Source organism: Tranquillimonas rosea (assembly GCF_900111315.1).
Lineage (GTDB): Bacteria > Pseudomonadota > Alphaproteobacteria > Rhodobacterales > Rhodobacteraceae > Tranquillimonas > Tranquillimonas rosea.
The window spans coordinates 125,986-140,601 of the sequence record NZ_FOGU01000003.1; the positions used below are offsets into that span (position 1 = coordinate 125,986).

A 14,616-nucleotide genomic window follows, 5' to 3' on the forward strand; every position below is an offset into this window, starting at 1 on the left:
CAAACTCTTGACGCTTCTTGCCGCAAGGCGCATGTAGAGATGGCAACGGAGGCTACGCATGTTCATCCAGACCGAATCCACGCCGAACCCGGCGACGCTGAAATTCCTGCCCGGCCAGACGGTTCTGGACGGCGGCACCGCAGACTTCCCGGCGCCCGAGGCGGCGGACAAGTCGCCGCTCGCCGCACGTCTCTTTGCCGTCGACGGCGTAAAGGCCGTGTTCTTCGGCAACGACTTCGTGACCGTCACCAAGGACGAGCCCGTCGAGTGGGACCACATCAAGCCCGCCCTCCTGGGCGCGATCATGGAGCACTTCCAGTCGGGCCAGCCCGTGATGGAAGGCGAACAGAACAAGACGGAGCACGTCATCCATGAGGGGGCCGACGGCGAGATCGTCGGTCAGATCAAGGAACTGCTCGATACCCGCGTGCGCCCGGCGGTGGCGCAGGACGGCGGCGACATCACGTTCCACGGCTTCGACCGCGGCATCGTCTACCTGCACATGCAGGGGGCCTGCGCCGGCTGCCCCTCGTCCACGCTGACGCTGAAGATGGGCATCGAGAACCTGCTGCGCCACTACATTCCCGAAGTGGTCGAGGTACGACCCGTCACCGTGTGATGGACGCTCCGCTTCTGGCCTTCGACACCTCGGCCGCGCATTGCGCGGCCGTTGTCGTGCGAGAGGGCCGCGTCGTCCAACAGGCGTTCGAGCCGATGGCGCGGGGCCAGGCCGAGGCGCTGATGCCGCTGCTCGAACGGCTGCTGCAGGCCGAGCGGCTTGCGTGGCGCGACCTTGGCGCGATCGGCGTGGGCATCGGTCCCGGTAACTTCACCGGCATCCGCATCTCGGTCTCGGCGGCACGGGGCCTCGCGCTGGGACTCGGCGTGCCGGCCATCGGTTTGTCCACGTTCGAACTGATGCTCGACGGCGCAGGGCTTCCGTCGGCCAGCGACCTGGTGAGCGTGGCCGCCCCGCGCGACCGGGCCTACGTCCAGCGTTTCGCCCACGGGCGCCCCGTGGACGGGCCGGAGTTGATCGACCTCGGCACACCGACCGAGTTCACACTGCCGCCCGAGACGCGGGTGGTCGGATACGAGGCCCAGGCGATCGCGCGGGCGACGGGCGCCACCGGGGACGAGGCCGAGATCGACGATCTGCCCGCGCGCCTCGCCGCGGTCCTGACCCGCAAGGCGGCCGAGGGTGCCCCGGCCAAGCGCCCTGCCCCGCTCTACGTCCGGCCGGCCGACGCCGCGCCGTCGCGCGACGCCCCGCCCGAAATCCTCGCATGACGCCGGACATGCTTGCCGACCTGCACGCACGCACGATGCGGGTGCCGGCCCCGTGGTCGGCGCGGGATTTCTCGACCCTGCTGCTGATGCCGGGCGTCTACCTGGAAGGCGACGCGACCGGCATTGCGCTCGGCCGCACCGTCGCGGACGAGGCAGAACTGCTGACGCTGGCGGTGTCGCCGGACGTCCAGAGGCAGGGCCGCGGGCGCCGCCTGCTCGCCGATTTCGAGGCGACCACCCGCCAGCGCGGCGCGGTGATCCTGCACCTGGAAGTCGCCGCCGACAACGCAGCGGCGCGGGCGCTCTACGACAGCGCGGGCTACGAGGTTTCGGGCCGCCGCCCCCGCTATTACCGCACCCCCGACGGCACTCGGATCGACGCCATCCTGATGCGGCGCACGCTCGCCGCGGGGTGACCGCGCGTCAGCCGCTCAAATCTCCGGCAGACGCCCCGTCACGCGGCAATCGGGACTGAGAAAGCGGTTGACCCTCTGGACCTGCTGCGCCCTTAATCGCCCATGATCCATGAGAGATCCGCCGTTTTCACGGGCGCCGCTCACGGCTGCGCGGACGCCCCGTTCTCAATCAGGGAGACACCATGACGTCCATGTCCAAGATACTCGGTGCCGCTGCGACCCTCGCGCTCAGCGCCGGCGCCGCGCTGGCCGAACCCGGCCTCATCATCGACCTCGGCGGCAAGTTCGACAAATCCTTCAACGAAAGCGCCTATACCGGCGCGCAACGCTGGGTCGAAGAGACCGGCGGCGACTATGTCGAGACCGAGCTTCAATCCGAGGCGCAGCGCGAGCAGACCATGCGCCGCATGGCCGAACGCGGCGCGAACCCGGTGGTCGTGCTGGGCTTCGCCAACGCCTCGACGCTGGAAAAGGTCGCCCCGGACTATCCCGACACCAACTTCGTAATCATCGACGAGCAGGTCGACCAGCCGAACGTCAAGTCGATCAAGTTCGCCGAGCACGAGGGCAGCTACCTCGCCGGGATGATGGCGGCGATCGCCTCGGAAACCGGCACGGTCAGCTTCGTCGGCGGGATGGACGTGCCGCTGATCCGCAAGTTCGCCTGCGGCTATGCTCAGGGCGCCAAGGCGGTGAACGAGGATATCGAGGTCATCCAGAACATGACCGGCACCACGCCGGCGGCATGGAACGACCCGGTGAAGGGCGGCGAACTGACACGCTCGCAGATCTCGCAGGGCTCTGACGTGGTCTATGCCGCGGCGGGCGGCACCGGCGTGGGCGTCCTGCAGGCCGCGGCCGACGAGGGCATCTATGCCATCGGCGTCGACAGCAACCAGAACTACATGCACCCCGAGACGATGCTGACCTCGATGGTCAAGCGCGTGGACAATGCCGTCTACGACGCGTTCGAGGCCGCCGAGGCCGGCACGCTCGAAACCGGGCTGGAAGTGCTGGACCTGGAATCCGAGGGCGTCGCCCTGGCCATGGACGAGAACAACGAGGACCTCGTGACCGAAGAGATGCGCACCGCCATCGACGAGGCGAAGCAGCAGATCATCGCCGGGGAGATCGAGGTGCACGACTACACCGAGACCGACAGCTGCCCGGTGGAGATGTAATCCCGCATGGCGGCGCATGACGATACGGGGCGGCCGGATACGGCCGCCCCCGCGATCGAGCTGAAAGGCATTTCGAAGGCCTTCGGCCCGGTGCAGGCGAACAAGGATATATCGATCCGCGTGATGCCCGGCACCATCCACGGCATCATCGGCGAGAACGGCGCCGGCAAGTCGACACTGATGTCGATCCTCTACGGCTTCTACAAGGCGGATGCGGGCGAGATCTGGGTCCACGGCGCGCGGCGCGAGATCCCCGACAGCCAGGCCGCCATCGCCGCCGGCATCGGCATGGTGTTCCAGCACTTCAAGCTGGTCGAGAATTTCACCGTCCTCGAGAACGTGGTGCTCGGCGCCGAGGAGGGCGCGCGCCTGACACCGTCACTGTCAAAGGCGCGCAAGCTGCTGAAACAGCTGAGCGAAGAATACGAACTGCACGTCGATCCCGACGCGCTGATCCAGGATCTCGGCGTCGGGATGCAGCAGCGGGTGGAGATCCTCAAGGCGCTCTACCGGCAGGCGGACATCCTGATCCTGGACGAGCCGACCGGCGTGCTGACCCCCGCGGAGGCGGACCACCTGTTCCGCATCCTCGAGGGGCTGAAGCGCGAGGGTAAGACGATCATCCTGATCACGCACAAGCTGCGCGAGATCATGGAAATCACCGATACCGTCAGCGTCATGCGCCTGGGCGAGATGACGGCCACCGTCAAGACGCCCGAAACCAGCCCCGAACAGCTGGCCGAGCTGATGGTCGGCCGCAAAGTCCTGCTGCGCGTGGACAAGGCCCCGGCGAGACCGGGCGAGACCGTGCTTCAGGTCGACAACCTCAAGGTCACCGATTCCAAGGGTGTCGAACGCCTGCGCGGCGTGTCCCTGAACGTGCGCAAGGGCGAGATTCTCGGCATCGCGGGCGTGGCCGGCAACGGCCAGTCCGAGCTGCTCGAAGTGCTGGGCGGCATGCGCGAGGGGCGCGGCAGCGTGCAGCTCAACGGGCAGGAGCTGGACCTCAGCGGCACGAAGTCCGACGCCCGCACGCGGCGGCGCCGCGGCATCGCGCACGTCCCCGAGGACAGGCAGCGCGAAGGGCTGATCATGGATTTCCAGGCGTGGGAGAATGTCGGCTTCGGCTACCACGACGACCCCGCCTATTGCCGCGGGATGTTCATGGACAACGCGGCGCTTCGGAAGGACACCGAGCGCAAGATCGAGAAATTCGACGTGCGCCCCGCGAATGCCGATCTTGCGGCCAAGAGCTTTTCGGGCGGCAACCAGCAGAAGCTCGTCATCGCCCGCGAGCTGGAGCGCAACCCCGACCTTCTGCTGGTGGGCCAGCCGACGCGCGGTGTCGACATCGGCGCGATCGAGTTCATCCACCAGCAGATCGTCGCCCTGCGCGACGAGGGCAAGGCGGTCCTGCTCGTCTCGGTCGAGCTCGACGAGATCATGGCGCTGTCCGACCGCATCGCCGTCATGTTCGACGGCAGCATCATGGGCGAGCGCCTGCCCTCCGAGACGTCAGAGCGTGAACTGGGCCTGCTGATGGCCGGCATCTCGGACACCAGCCGCGAGCACTCGATCAAGGAGGTCGAGGAGAACCTCGCCCATTCCGGCGGCAAGGTGATGACATGACCAAGATGCCTCGCTGGGCGGATATCGCCCTGATCCCGCTGATCAACCTGGCCCTCGCCCTGCTCGTCGCCGGGATCGTGCTGCTGTTCATCGGGCAGAACCCGGTGGAGGCGCTGCAGATCATGGTGCGCGGCGCCGTCGGTTCGACCTATGGCTGGGGCTACACGCTGTTCTACGCGACGAACTTCATCTTCACCGGCCTCGCCGTGGCCGTCGCCTTCCACGCCAAGCTGTTCAACATCGGCGGCGAGGGACAGGCGCAGCTCGGAAGCCTGGGCGTCGCGCTGGTCTGCCTTGCGGTGCCGTGGCCGCACTGGCTGCTGGCACTGCCGGCGGCGATCGTGGGCGGCGCGGTGTTCGGCGCCGCCTGGGCCTTCATCCCCGCCTACCTGCAGGCCAAGCGCGGCAGCCACATCGTGATCACCACGATCATGTTCAACTTCATCGCCTCGTCGCTGCTGGTCTACCTTCTGGTGAGCACGCTGAAGGCGCCGGGCATGGCGCCGGAGTCGGCCCGCTTCCCCGAAGGTGCGTGGCTGCCCTCGGCGCGCGAGTTGTTCGCCTCGATCGGGATCGAGTTCTCGCGCGCGCCGCTGAACGTGTCGTTCCTGGTGGCGCTGCTCGCCTGCTGGCTGGTCTGGCTGCTGCTGTGGCGCACGCGGCTGGGCTACGAGATCCGGGCGCTCGGCCACTCGGAGCCCGCCGCCCGCTATGCCGGCATCTCGCCGCCGCGGATCGTCATCATCGCGATGCTGATCTCGGGCGCCCTGGCGGGCCTGATGGCGGTCAACGCCGTGATGGGCGAACAGGAGCGGCTGCTGCAGGACAACGTCCTCGGCGCCGGCTTCGTCGGCATCGCCGTGGCGCTGATGGGGCGCTCGCATCCGGTGGGCGTGCTGCTGGCCGCCATCCTGTTCGGTGCGCTCTACCAGGGCGGGGCCGAGCTCGAGTTCGAGACGAGCGTGCCGCGGCAGATGATCATCGTCATCCAGGCGCTCGTGATCCTGTTCACCGGCGCGCTCGACAACATGGTGCGAGAGCCCGTGACCGGCCTGTTCCTGCGCTACGGCAAACGCAAACCCGCGCCCGGCACCCCGGCGGAGTGACGACATGGATTTCCTGACCATCATCCAGATCGGCGATTCCACGATCCGCCTGGCGACGCCGCTGCTGCTGGCCTGCCTCGCGGGGCTGTTCTCGGAACGCTCGGGCATCATCGACATCGGGCTCGAGGGCAAGATGCTGATCTCGGCGTTCTTCTCGGCCGCGGTCGCGGCGCTGACCGGTTCGGTGTGGCTGGGCCTGCTGGCGGGGGTCGCCGCAGCGGTGATCTTCTCGCTGATCCACGGGCTCGCCTCGATCACCTTCCGGGGGGACCAGCTGATCTCTGGGGTGGCGCTGAACTTCCTCGCCTCGGGGATGTCGGTGCTGATCGCGCAGGACATCTTCGCCCAGGGTGGCCGCACGCCCTCCCTGTCGGGCGATGCGCGGTTCGCCTCGCTCGACCTGCCCTTCGCCGAGGCACTCTCCGGCGTTCCGATCCTCGGGCCGATCTATTCCGACATGCTCTCGGGCCACACGATCCTGGTCTATGTCGCGCTGCTGGCGGTGCCGGCGACGTGGTACGTGTTGTTCCGCACGCGTTTCGGCCTGCGTCTGCGCGCCGTGGGCGAGAACCCCGGCGCGGTCGATACCGCGGGCGTGTCGGTCAAGCGGCTGCGCTATGGCGCGGTGCTGATCTGCGGCCTGCTGTCGGGGCTGGGCGGCGCCTATCTGTCGACCGGTCTCGCCGCCGGCTTCACGCAGGAGATGACGGCCGGGCGCGGCTATATCGCGCTGGCGGCGCTGATCTTCGCCAAGTGGCGGCCGTGGCAGGCGCTTGGCGCGTGCCTGCTGTTCGGGTTCCTTCAGGCGGTGTCGAACCGCTTCAACTCGATCGACCTCATCCTCTTCGAGATCCCGAACGCCTTCGTCCTGGCCCTGCCCTACATTCTCACGGTGGTCATCCTGGCCGGCTTCGTCGGCCGCGCCGTGCCGCCCCGCGCCGGAGGAACGCCCTATGTCAAGGAACGCTGACGACCTCGCGTCCTTCATCCGCGACCGCGCCGGGGCCGAGCCGCCGCGCCTGGGCCTGATCCTGGGTTCGGGCCTTTCAGGTCTGGCCAACGCGATCGAGGGGGTATCGATCGACTATGCCCAGCTGCCGGGCTTTCCAGGCACCGGCGTCAGCGGCCATGCGGCGAGCCTGACGATCGGCACGCTCGAAGGCACGCGTGTCGCGGTCTTCGGTGGACGGTCGCACTACTACGAATCCGGCCGGCCGGACGGGATGCGGCTGCCGCTCGAGGTGCTGGCCGCGCTCGGCGCCGAGGGCCTGATCGCCACCAACGCCGCCGGCTCGCTGGACCCGGAGATGCCCACGGGCTCGATCATGTGCCTGACGGACCACATGAACTTCTCCGGCCTCAACCCCCTGATCGGAGAGCCGACGGATTCCCGCTTCGTGCCGATGATGAACGCCTACGATCCCGACTGGCGGCAGCGGCTGGACACGGCGGCCAAGGCTGCCGAGGTCGAGATGCACCGGGGCGTCTATGCCTGGTATTCCGGCCCCTCGTTCGAGACCCCGGCCGAGATCCGGGCGATCCGCACCCTCGGCGCCGACGCGGTCGGGATGTCGACGGTGCCCGAGGTGATCCTGGCGCGGTTCCTGGGGCTTCGGGCGGCCGCGATCTCGACGATCACCAACATGGCAGCCGGGCTTAGCGACGAGGCGATCAGCCACGACCACACCAAGGCGATGGCGCCCGTGGGGGCCGCCAAGCTCGAGAAGGTGTTGCGGCACTTCCTCGGCGGTCTCTAGCGCCGGCGCCAGCCGCCTTCCGACTTTCATTCCGGCGCCGCCGGTGGTCAACTGTGACCTGCAGCCTGCGGAACACCGATGCAAGTCTATCTTCCGATCGCCGAAGTCTCCGTCAACGCGTTCCTCCTTCTGGGGCTGGGCGGGCTCGTCGGCGTGCTTTCGGGCATGTTCGGCGTCGGCGGCGGTTTCCTGATCACGCCGCTGCTGTTCTTCGTCGGCATCCCCCCGGCGGTTGCCGTCGCGACCTCGGCCAACCAGATCGTCGCCTCGTCGGTCTCGGGCGTGCTCGCGCATCTCAGGCGACGGACGGTGGATCTCCGAATGGGACTCGTCCTCTTGGCCGGGGGCCTGCTGGGCGCGGGGATCGGCGTGCAGGTATTCAACATCCTGCGCGACCTCGGGCAGGTCGATCTGCTCGTGCGGCTCAGCTACGTGGTTTTCCTGGGCATCATCGGCGGCCTGATGTTCCTGGAAAGTCTCCAGGCCATGCGCCGGACGCGCAAGGGCACCTCGAGCCCGGTGAAACGGCACAAGCACAACTGGGTCCACGGCCTGCCTCTCAAGATGCGGTTCCGCACCTCGGGGCTGTATATCTCGGTCCTGCCGCCGATGTTGGTGGGGCTGTCGGTCGGCGTCCTGTCGGCGATCATGGGTGTGGGCGGCGGGTTCATCATGGTGCCCGCGATGATCTATCTGCTGGGCATGCCCACCAAGGTCGTCGTCGGCACGTCGCTGTTCCAGATCATCTTCGTCACCGCTTTCACCACCCTGCTGCATGCCACGACGAACTATACCGTCGACATGCTGCTGGCGCTGCTCCTGATCCTCGGCGGCGTGCTGGGCGCACAGCTCGGGACGCGCGTGGGCCTGCTGATGAAAGCCGAACAACTGCGCATCCTCCTGGCCGCGCTCGTCCTGCTGGTTTGCGGCAAGCTGGCGCTGGACCTGTTGCTGCGCCCCTCCGAGCTCTATTCGCTGGCGCCGGTCGCGGCATGAGCTGGCGGACGCTCGTGCTCGCGCTCTGTTTCGCCGTCCCGGCCGCCGCGCAGGAGGACGACGAAGAGGTCGTGGCCGGCCTCAGTCAGAGCCGCATCTCGATCAGCGCCAATTTCGACGGCTCCGAAATCCTCGTCTTCGGCGCCGTCAAACGGGAAAGCCCGATCCGCAGCCAGCCGCCACTGGGCGTGATCGTCGCGGTCGTGGGGCCTTCGGGCGCCGTCACCGTGCGACGCAAGGACCGGCTGGCGGGCATCTGGGTCAACCAGAACTCGGTCGAGGTGGATGCTGCGCCGAGCTTTTATGCCGTCGCCACGAGCGCGCCGCTCGAGGACATCCTCAACGACACCGAGGACCTGCGGAACCGGATCTCGATCCGCCGGGCAATCCGCACAGTCGGCGCGGCCGGCCTGGTCGAGGATCCCACCAACTTCACCGACGCCCTGATCCGCATCCGCAAGGGCGCGGGCCTCTACCAGATGAACCCCGGCACGGTGGAGATCACCGAAAGCACGCTGTTCAACACCTCGATCTCGCTGCCCGCGAACCTGACCGAGGGCGAGTACCTGGCCCGGATTTTCCTGACCCGCGGCGGGCGTGTCGTAACCGAGCACCGCACCGAAATCTATGTCCGCAAGGTCGGGCTGGAGCGGCTGCTCTACAATCTCGCCCACGAGCAGCCACTGATCTACGGGCTTCTGTCGCTCGCACTGGCGGCGATCGCGGGCTGGGGCGCGTCGGCCGCGTTCCGCTGGCTGCGCTGAGCCGACCTAGCCGCGACCGATATGCGGCATCTTCGTCGCCATGACGGTCATGAACTGCACGTTCGCCTCCAGCGGCAGATCGGCCATGTGCAGCACCGAGCGGGCCGCGTCGCCCACATCCATCACCTCGGGTGTTCCGCCGCGTGCGATCAGGTCCTCGACCAGGGGCGTCCGGGCGTTGCCGATGTCGATCTGGCCGCAGGCGATGTCGAAGGGCCGCCCGTCCAGGCTGAGCGTCTTGGTCAGGCCGGTAATCGCGTGCTTGGTCGAGGTGTAGCAGACCGATCCGGGCCGCGGTGTATGCGCCGAGAGCGAGCCGTTGTTGATGATCCGCCCGCCCTGCGGTTCCTGCCGCCGCATCTGGGCGAAGGCCGCGCGGGCGCCGTGGAACATGCCCGTCAGGTTGACGTCCAGCGACCGCGTCCAGTCCGCGATGTCGATCTCGTCGATCAGGCCCGCGGGCGCGAAGATGCCCGCATTGTTGAACAGGACGTCGAGCCGCCCCCATCTCGCGGCCATCTCGGCAACCGCACCCTCCAGGGCGCCGAGGTCGGTCACGTCGCCGGGCAGCACCAGCGCGTCGTCCGAGCCCGCGGCGATCTCTTCCAGCGGTGCGCGACGCCGGGCGAACAGCCCAACGCGCCAGCCCGCCGCCATCGCCCGGCGCGCCGTCTCGGCTCCGATGCCCGAACTTGCCCCGGTGATCAGCATGGTGCGGCTCATGCGTCCTCCTCTCCTTGCGCGGCCAGGGCCAGTGGCGCGGGATCGGCCTTGAGGTCGTCGGTCCTCAGCGGCTCGGACGGCCGGGCGAGGCGGTTGCGCACGACCCAGTGCAGCCGCGTCTCGGCCCGCGTGATCGCAACATAGGCGAGGCGCTTCCACAAGGGCACCCCCGCCTCGGTCCGGCCCGCCCGCGCCGCGGCCCAGAGATCGGGCGCAAAGACCTGCACCTCGGGCCATTGCGAGCCCTGCGCCTTGTGGATCGTGACCGCCGCGCCGTGCAGGAAGGTCGCGCCCATCCGCGCCGCGAAGGGGATGAAGGGTTCTTCCTCGTCGGGCATCTCGATCTTCACGATACTGGCGGCGCTGACCTGCGGCTCCTCGGCGCCGACGACGTGAAGGCGCGAGAAACCCGGCTTCTTGCCAGGCCCGAGGTAGACGACCTGCGCCCCCTTGATCAGACCGCGCGCCTCGAGGTCGATCCGCTTCTTGCGGTGCTTCAGCGGCAGTTCGAGCCCGTCGCAGATCAGCGGCTCGCCGGGCAACAGCGCGTCGCCCGGCGCCTGGTAGGCGGCGCGGAAGGCATGGATCAGGCGGATACGGGTGGCATTGCGCCACACCAGCACCGGCGAGCGGGCCATCAGGTCGGCCTGCACGCGCTGGCCCACGACCACGCGATCGTCCTCCCGCGCCTTTTCCTCGACCATCCGCTCGAACCCCTCGAAGGTGAGCGACTCGTCGGCGAGCGCGTGGGCGAGGTCCAGGATCGGGCTGCCCTCGTCCTGCCGGTGGACGCGGTTCAGAATCAGGCGGCGATCCTCGGCCAGCTGGTCGAACACCATTTCTCCCGACTGGTTCACCGGGGCCAGCTGCGCGGGATCGCCGAACAGCAGAAGCGTCGGGAAGATTTCCTTGAGGTCCTCGAACTGCTTGGTGTCCAGCATCGAGGATTCGTCCACAAACCCGATGTCCAGCGGCTCGTCCCGCCTCTTCCAGCCATTGATGAAGTCCGATCCGCGCAGACCGGCGGCGGCCAGCGCCCCCGGAACCGAGGAATGGGTCTGATAAAACGCCCAGGCCCGGTCCAGCGCGGTGTCGTCCAGCCCCTCGACATCGGGACGATCGCCCGTTCCCGCCAGCCACTCGGCGATCTTCTCGTATTCCGGGTCGTAGACCGGCGTATACAGGATTCGATGAATGGTGGTGGCCGGTACGCCGCGGTTTCGCAGGACACTGGCCGCCTTGTTGGTGGGCGCCAGAATCGCCAGCGTCCGGCGATCCTTCTTGCGGCGGCCTTCCCAATCGCCCGACACGATATCGACGCCGGCCTCGGCCAGCGCCTTCCAGAGGCGTGCAAGGAGCAGTGTCTTACCCGACCCCGCCTTGCCGATCACCGCCATGACCGCGCGGCGATCCTCGTTCATGCGGCGCAAGGCCTCGTTGTCGAGATCGACCCCGGCCGCGCGCAGCACCTCGGTCACGCGGTCGTAGGCCTCGGCCTGATCGTCTGAAAAAGTGACCTGCGGCAGCGTCATGAGCGGACCATATCGGTCCGTCCCGCGCTTGCCCAGCAGGTTCAGGCCGCGAGAACCAGTCTGCCGCGCCCGAATCCGCGTTCGACCCAATGGCGCGACACGGCGGGTGAAATGCCCGCCCGGCGCAGCAGGCGGGGCCGAACTTCGGGCGCGAACCGCCACATCCCCGCCGAGATCGCCGCGCGTCCCGGCCCGGCCGTCCCCAGCGGCGCAGGCGGCCAGCCCAGCCGCCTGTAGACCGCCAGCATCCGCGCGTCGAACACGCCGACGCCGTGGCTGAGCCCCAGTTCCAGCCCCATCTCCAGAGCGCCCAGCAGCAGCGCCGCCGGCACATGCGCCGCGGCCCCCGGCGCGATGCAGAACCGCGTACATTCCCATATCCGCGGACTGCAGACGGGGCCGTCGGGCAGAAGATGCGCGAAATGATCCGACAGCATGGTCCGCCCCGTGGTCGGCAGGAAACGCATCGATCCGGCGTGTCGGCCATCGGGCCCCTCCCAGATGACGTAGAGCGGGTCTTCGGCGTCGTAGGCGTCCCGCTCGGCCCCCGTGTCGTCGACATGGACCTCCCACCCCAAGCGGTCGGCGAACTGCGCGGCGCGGTCGCGGAACATGCTGTCGCGCAACCGCGGATACCGGTTCAGGCCGCCGGCATAGAGAAATCGGATCATCGGGGCACCTCCTGGCCTGTGGATCGCCGGAGTCTTCGCCGCATGGAGTTACCGCCGCGCTTCGTCACCGTCCGTCGTGTTTACCGTCACAGAAGCAGCAGCCCCGACGACATCGCCCGCGCCACGGCCTGCGTCGTGTTGACCGCGTTCAGCTTGAGCCGCGCGCTTTCGATGTAGACCCGCAATGTGTGCTCGGAGATCGACAGCGCCTCGGCGGCGCGCGCACGGCTCTGCCCCAAGGCGAGAAGGCACAGCACATCCACCTCGCGCGGCGACAACCGGGCCGCGTCGATCCGGTCACTCCCCCGTTCAAGCTCCAGCGCCTTCTGATTGAGATAATGGGCCGCAAGGATCAGGGCGCCGAGATTCTCCTGCCGATACAGCGACCATTCCCTGTCGCTGCCCCGGTGGCTGGCGGAGAACAGGGCGAACTGCCCCGACGGCCCCCGGATCGGGACCGAGCATCCCTGGTTGCCGACGCCTGCCGAAATCGCCTCGCCCAGGAAGGCGCGCGAGACCTTGCCGGACCAGTCGAGGTCCTTCCAGTCGATCGGGTGGAACCCGCGCAGGCAGCCCTGAACCACCGGGTCGATGCGGGCGTAATCCTCGGCCACGTACTGCTGCACCCAGCTCTCGCGATAGGTGTGGGCGGCGTATTGCCCCGCGGCCGAATTCACCGAGTGATAGACGAGATGATCGATCTCGAACGCGTCGCGCAGCGCGACCACGCATCGTGTCAATTCGTCAAGACAGCCTGCGGCCTGCACCTGCGCGATGAAGGCATCCAATCTCGCCTGCACTCGTCCCAGCCCCGATACTTCCCTGCCCTTCCTTCGTGGCGATCTCGCAGGCGGCGACGAGCGCGGTGTCGTCGAGTTGCTGCGCGAGCGCACGAAAGTCGTTTTTTTCGGCGAACGTCCTGAGATCCGCGAGTACGTGGAGCAACCAGTCGTTCACCATGGCAGAGCCTTTCGAAGAGGGGTTAATCGTGCATTAATTGCAGACTACCACCACACATTCCGTCGCGTGAATTCGCTTTATGCACCTCCCCAGAAATGGCGAGGGTGCGGGCCTTAACCCACTGTTTTCGCTTGATACCGGCCTCGAAAACACGAGGCCCCGCGAACGCCGGACGCGCGCGGGGCCTCTCGTTTCCCGGTAAGGGACAGTTTGTTCAGGTGTTCGGCCCGGCCTCGAGCGCGTCGGCGAAGGTGCGCAGGCCGGTGCGCGGCGACTGGACCAGCACCGCCATGTTGCCGGGCTTGTGCTGGTTGCGCAGCATCTTGGTATGCGCCGCCGGGATCTCGTCCCAGGCAAAGACCTCGGACATGCACGGATCGAGACGCCGTTCGACCATCAGCTTGTTCGCGGAGGCCGCTTGCTTGAGATGGGCGAAGTGCGAGCCCTGGATGCGCTTCTGGTGCATCCAGACGTACCGCGCGTCCATCGTCAGGTTATAGCCGGTGGTGCCGGCGCAGATCACGACCATGCCGCCCTTCTTGACCACGAAGGTCGAGACCGGGAACGTCGCCTGGCCGGGATGCTCGAACACCATGTCGACGTTGTTGCCCTTGCCGGTGATGTCCCAGATCGCCTTGCCAAACTTGCGGACCTCGGTGAACCACGTCTTGTACTCGTCGGTATTGACCGTGGGCAGCTGCCCCCAGCAGTCGAAGTCCTTGCGGTTCAGCACGCCCTTCGCGCCGAGGCTCATCACGAAGTCGCGCTTGTCCTCCTCCGAGATGATGCCGATGGCGTTCGCGCCGGCTGTGTTGATCAGCTGGATCGCGTAAGAGCCAAGGCCCCCGGACGCACCCCAGACCAGCACGTTCTGGCCCGGCTTCAGCTCGTGCGGATGGTGGCCAAAGAGCATCCGGTAGGCGGTGGCGAGCGTCAGCGTGTAGCACGCGCTCTCTTCCCAGGTCAGGTGCTTGGGCCGCGGCATCAGCTGCTGCGCCTGCACCGTGGTGAACTGCGCGAACGACCCGTCGGGCGTCTCGTAGCCCCAGATGCGCTGGCTGGGCGAGAACATCGGGTCGCCGCCGTTGCACTCCTCATCCTCGCCGTCGTCCTGATTGCAGTGAATGACGACCTCGTCGCCCACCTTCCAGCGGGTGACCTTGTCGCCCACGGCCCAGACGATGCCGGAGGCGTCGGAGCCGGCGATGTGATACTCGGCCTTGTGCACGTCGAACGGGCTGATCGGCACGCCGAGCCCGGCCCAAACGCCGTTGTAGTTCACCCCGGCGGCCATCACGAGCACGACGACCTCGTGGCTGTCGGGGCGTTTCACGTCCACCACTTCCAGCTGGAACGACTGGTCGGGTTCGCCATGCCGCTCTCGCCGGATCGCCCAAGCATGCATCTGCTTGGGCAAGTGGCCGAGGGGCGGCATCTCGCCCATCGCGTAGAGATCCTTCTCCGGCGCGTCGTAGCGGACGACGTCTGTCTTGATGTCCAGGGCCATTGCACTGCTCTCCCACGAAATTCGCACGCCGCACCGCAGAATCGCGCGGCGTCTCCCCGGGGATACGCAGCCTTTCGCAACAAT

General features: G+C 67.7%; 16 protein-coding genes. 10 read left to right on the forward strand and 6 right to left on the reverse strand.

Going from position 1 to position 14,616, the window contains the following annotated elements; translation table 11 throughout:
• Positions 1-58 precede the first annotated feature (58 nt).
• The 10 genes from BMZ25_RS05710 to BMZ25_RS05755 all read left to right on the forward strand — a co-directional run bounded on the left by BMZ25_RS05710 (position 59) and on the right by BMZ25_RS05755 (position 9,139).
• Positions 59-619 carry a NifU family protein gene (locus BMZ25_RS05710; RefSeq protein WP_092689922.1) on the forward strand — a complete coding sequence of 187 codons (561 nt, stop codon included), beginning with the start codon at positions 59-61 and terminating at the stop codon, positions 617-619.
• Positions 619-1,290 (forward strand): tRNA (adenosine(37)-N6)-threonylcarbamoyltransferase complex dimerization subunit type 1 TsaB, encoded by a 672-nt coding sequence (gene tsaB / locus BMZ25_RS05715; protein ID WP_092689924.1) that lies wholly within the window; start codon positions 619-621, stop codon positions 1,288-1,290. The genes BMZ25_RS05710 and tsaB overlap by 1 nt, the downstream gene beginning before the upstream one ends.
• Positions 1,287-1,706, forward strand: a complete 420-nt coding sequence (locus BMZ25_RS05720) for a GNAT family N-acetyltransferase (protein WP_092689927.1) — start codon at positions 1,287-1,289, stop codon at positions 1,704-1,706. The genes tsaB and BMZ25_RS05720 overlap by 4 nt, the downstream gene beginning before the upstream one ends.
• A 182-nt stretch (positions 1,707-1,888) precedes the next feature.
• Positions 1,889-2,887: a BMP family lipoprotein gene (locus BMZ25_RS05725; protein ID WP_092689929.1), complete on the forward strand. Its 999-nt coding sequence runs from the start codon at positions 1,889-1,891 to the stop codon at positions 2,885-2,887.
• Positions 2,888-2,893: 6 nt separating this feature from the next.
• On the forward strand, positions 2,894-4,516 hold the full coding sequence (locus tag BMZ25_RS05730) for an ABC transporter ATP-binding protein (RefSeq protein ID WP_092689934.1): 1,623 nt from the start codon (positions 2,894-2,896) through the stop codon (positions 4,514-4,516).
• Positions 4,513-5,622 (forward strand): ABC transporter permease, encoded by a 1,110-nt coding sequence (locus BMZ25_RS05735; RefSeq protein WP_092689939.1) that lies wholly within the window; start codon positions 4,513-4,515, stop codon positions 5,620-5,622. The genes BMZ25_RS05730 and BMZ25_RS05735 overlap by 4 nt, the downstream gene beginning before the upstream one ends.
• A gap of 4 nt (positions 5,623-5,626) precedes the next feature.
• A complete protein-coding gene (locus BMZ25_RS05740; RefSeq protein ID WP_092689942.1) occupies positions 5,627-6,592 on the forward strand; it encodes an ABC transporter permease in 966 nt (321 codons plus the stop codon).
• Positions 6,576-7,379, forward strand: coding sequence for a purine-nucleoside phosphorylase (locus BMZ25_RS05745; protein ID WP_092689945.1), 804 nt, complete (start codon positions 6,576-6,578; stop codon positions 7,377-7,379). The genes BMZ25_RS05740 and BMZ25_RS05745 overlap by 17 nt, the downstream gene beginning before the upstream one ends.
• A 78-nt stretch (positions 7,380-7,457) precedes the next feature.
• Positions 7,458-8,375: a sulfite exporter TauE/SafE family protein gene (locus tag BMZ25_RS05750; protein ID WP_092689950.1), complete on the forward strand. Its 918-nt coding sequence runs from the start codon at positions 7,458-7,460 to the stop codon at positions 8,373-8,375.
• Entirely contained in the window at positions 8,372-9,139 is a 768-nt protein-coding gene (locus BMZ25_RS05755) for a TIGR02186 family protein (protein WP_092689953.1), read from the forward strand. The genes BMZ25_RS05750 and BMZ25_RS05755 overlap by 4 nt, the downstream gene beginning before the upstream one ends.
• A gap of 6 nt (positions 9,140-9,145) precedes the next feature.
• Here the strand turns inward: BMZ25_RS05755 and BMZ25_RS05760 are convergent, their stop codons facing one another.
• The 6 genes from BMZ25_RS05760 to ccrA all read right to left on the reverse strand — a co-directional run bounded on the left by BMZ25_RS05760 (position 9,146) and on the right by ccrA (position 14,532).
• Positions 9,146-9,862, reverse strand: a complete 717-nt coding sequence (locus tag BMZ25_RS05760) for an SDR family oxidoreductase (protein WP_092689956.1) — start codon at positions 9,860-9,862, stop codon at positions 9,146-9,148.
• Positions 9,859-11,394 carry an ATP-dependent DNA helicase gene (locus BMZ25_RS05765; RefSeq protein ID WP_092689961.1) on the reverse strand — a complete coding sequence of 512 codons (1,536 nt, stop codon included), beginning with the start codon at positions 11,392-11,394 and terminating at the stop codon, positions 9,859-9,861. Before BMZ25_RS05765 ends, BMZ25_RS05760 begins: the two co-directional genes overlap by 4 nt.
• 41 nt (positions 11,395-11,435) lie before the next feature.
• Positions 11,436-12,065, reverse strand: a complete 630-nt coding sequence (locus tag BMZ25_RS05770) for an acyl-homoserine-lactone synthase (protein WP_092689964.1) — start codon at positions 12,063-12,065, stop codon at positions 11,436-11,438.
• Positions 12,066-12,151: 86 nt separating this feature from the next.
• Complete coding sequence (locus BMZ25_RS05775; RefSeq protein ID WP_328586834.1) at positions 12,152-12,865, reverse strand: helix-turn-helix transcriptional regulator; 714 nt, start codon at positions 12,863-12,865, stop codon at positions 12,152-12,154.
• Entirely contained in the window at positions 12,810-13,025 is a 216-nt protein-coding gene (locus BMZ25_RS20745; RefSeq protein ID WP_177190399.1) for a hypothetical protein, read from the reverse strand. Before BMZ25_RS20745 ends, BMZ25_RS05775 begins: the two co-directional genes overlap by 56 nt.
• A 214-nt stretch (positions 13,026-13,239) precedes the next feature.
• Positions 13,240-14,532, reverse strand: a complete 1,293-nt coding sequence (gene ccrA / locus BMZ25_RS05780) for a crotonyl-CoA carboxylase/reductase (RefSeq protein WP_092689967.1) — start codon at positions 14,530-14,532, stop codon at positions 13,240-13,242.
• Positions 14,533-14,616 lie beyond the last annotated feature (84 nt).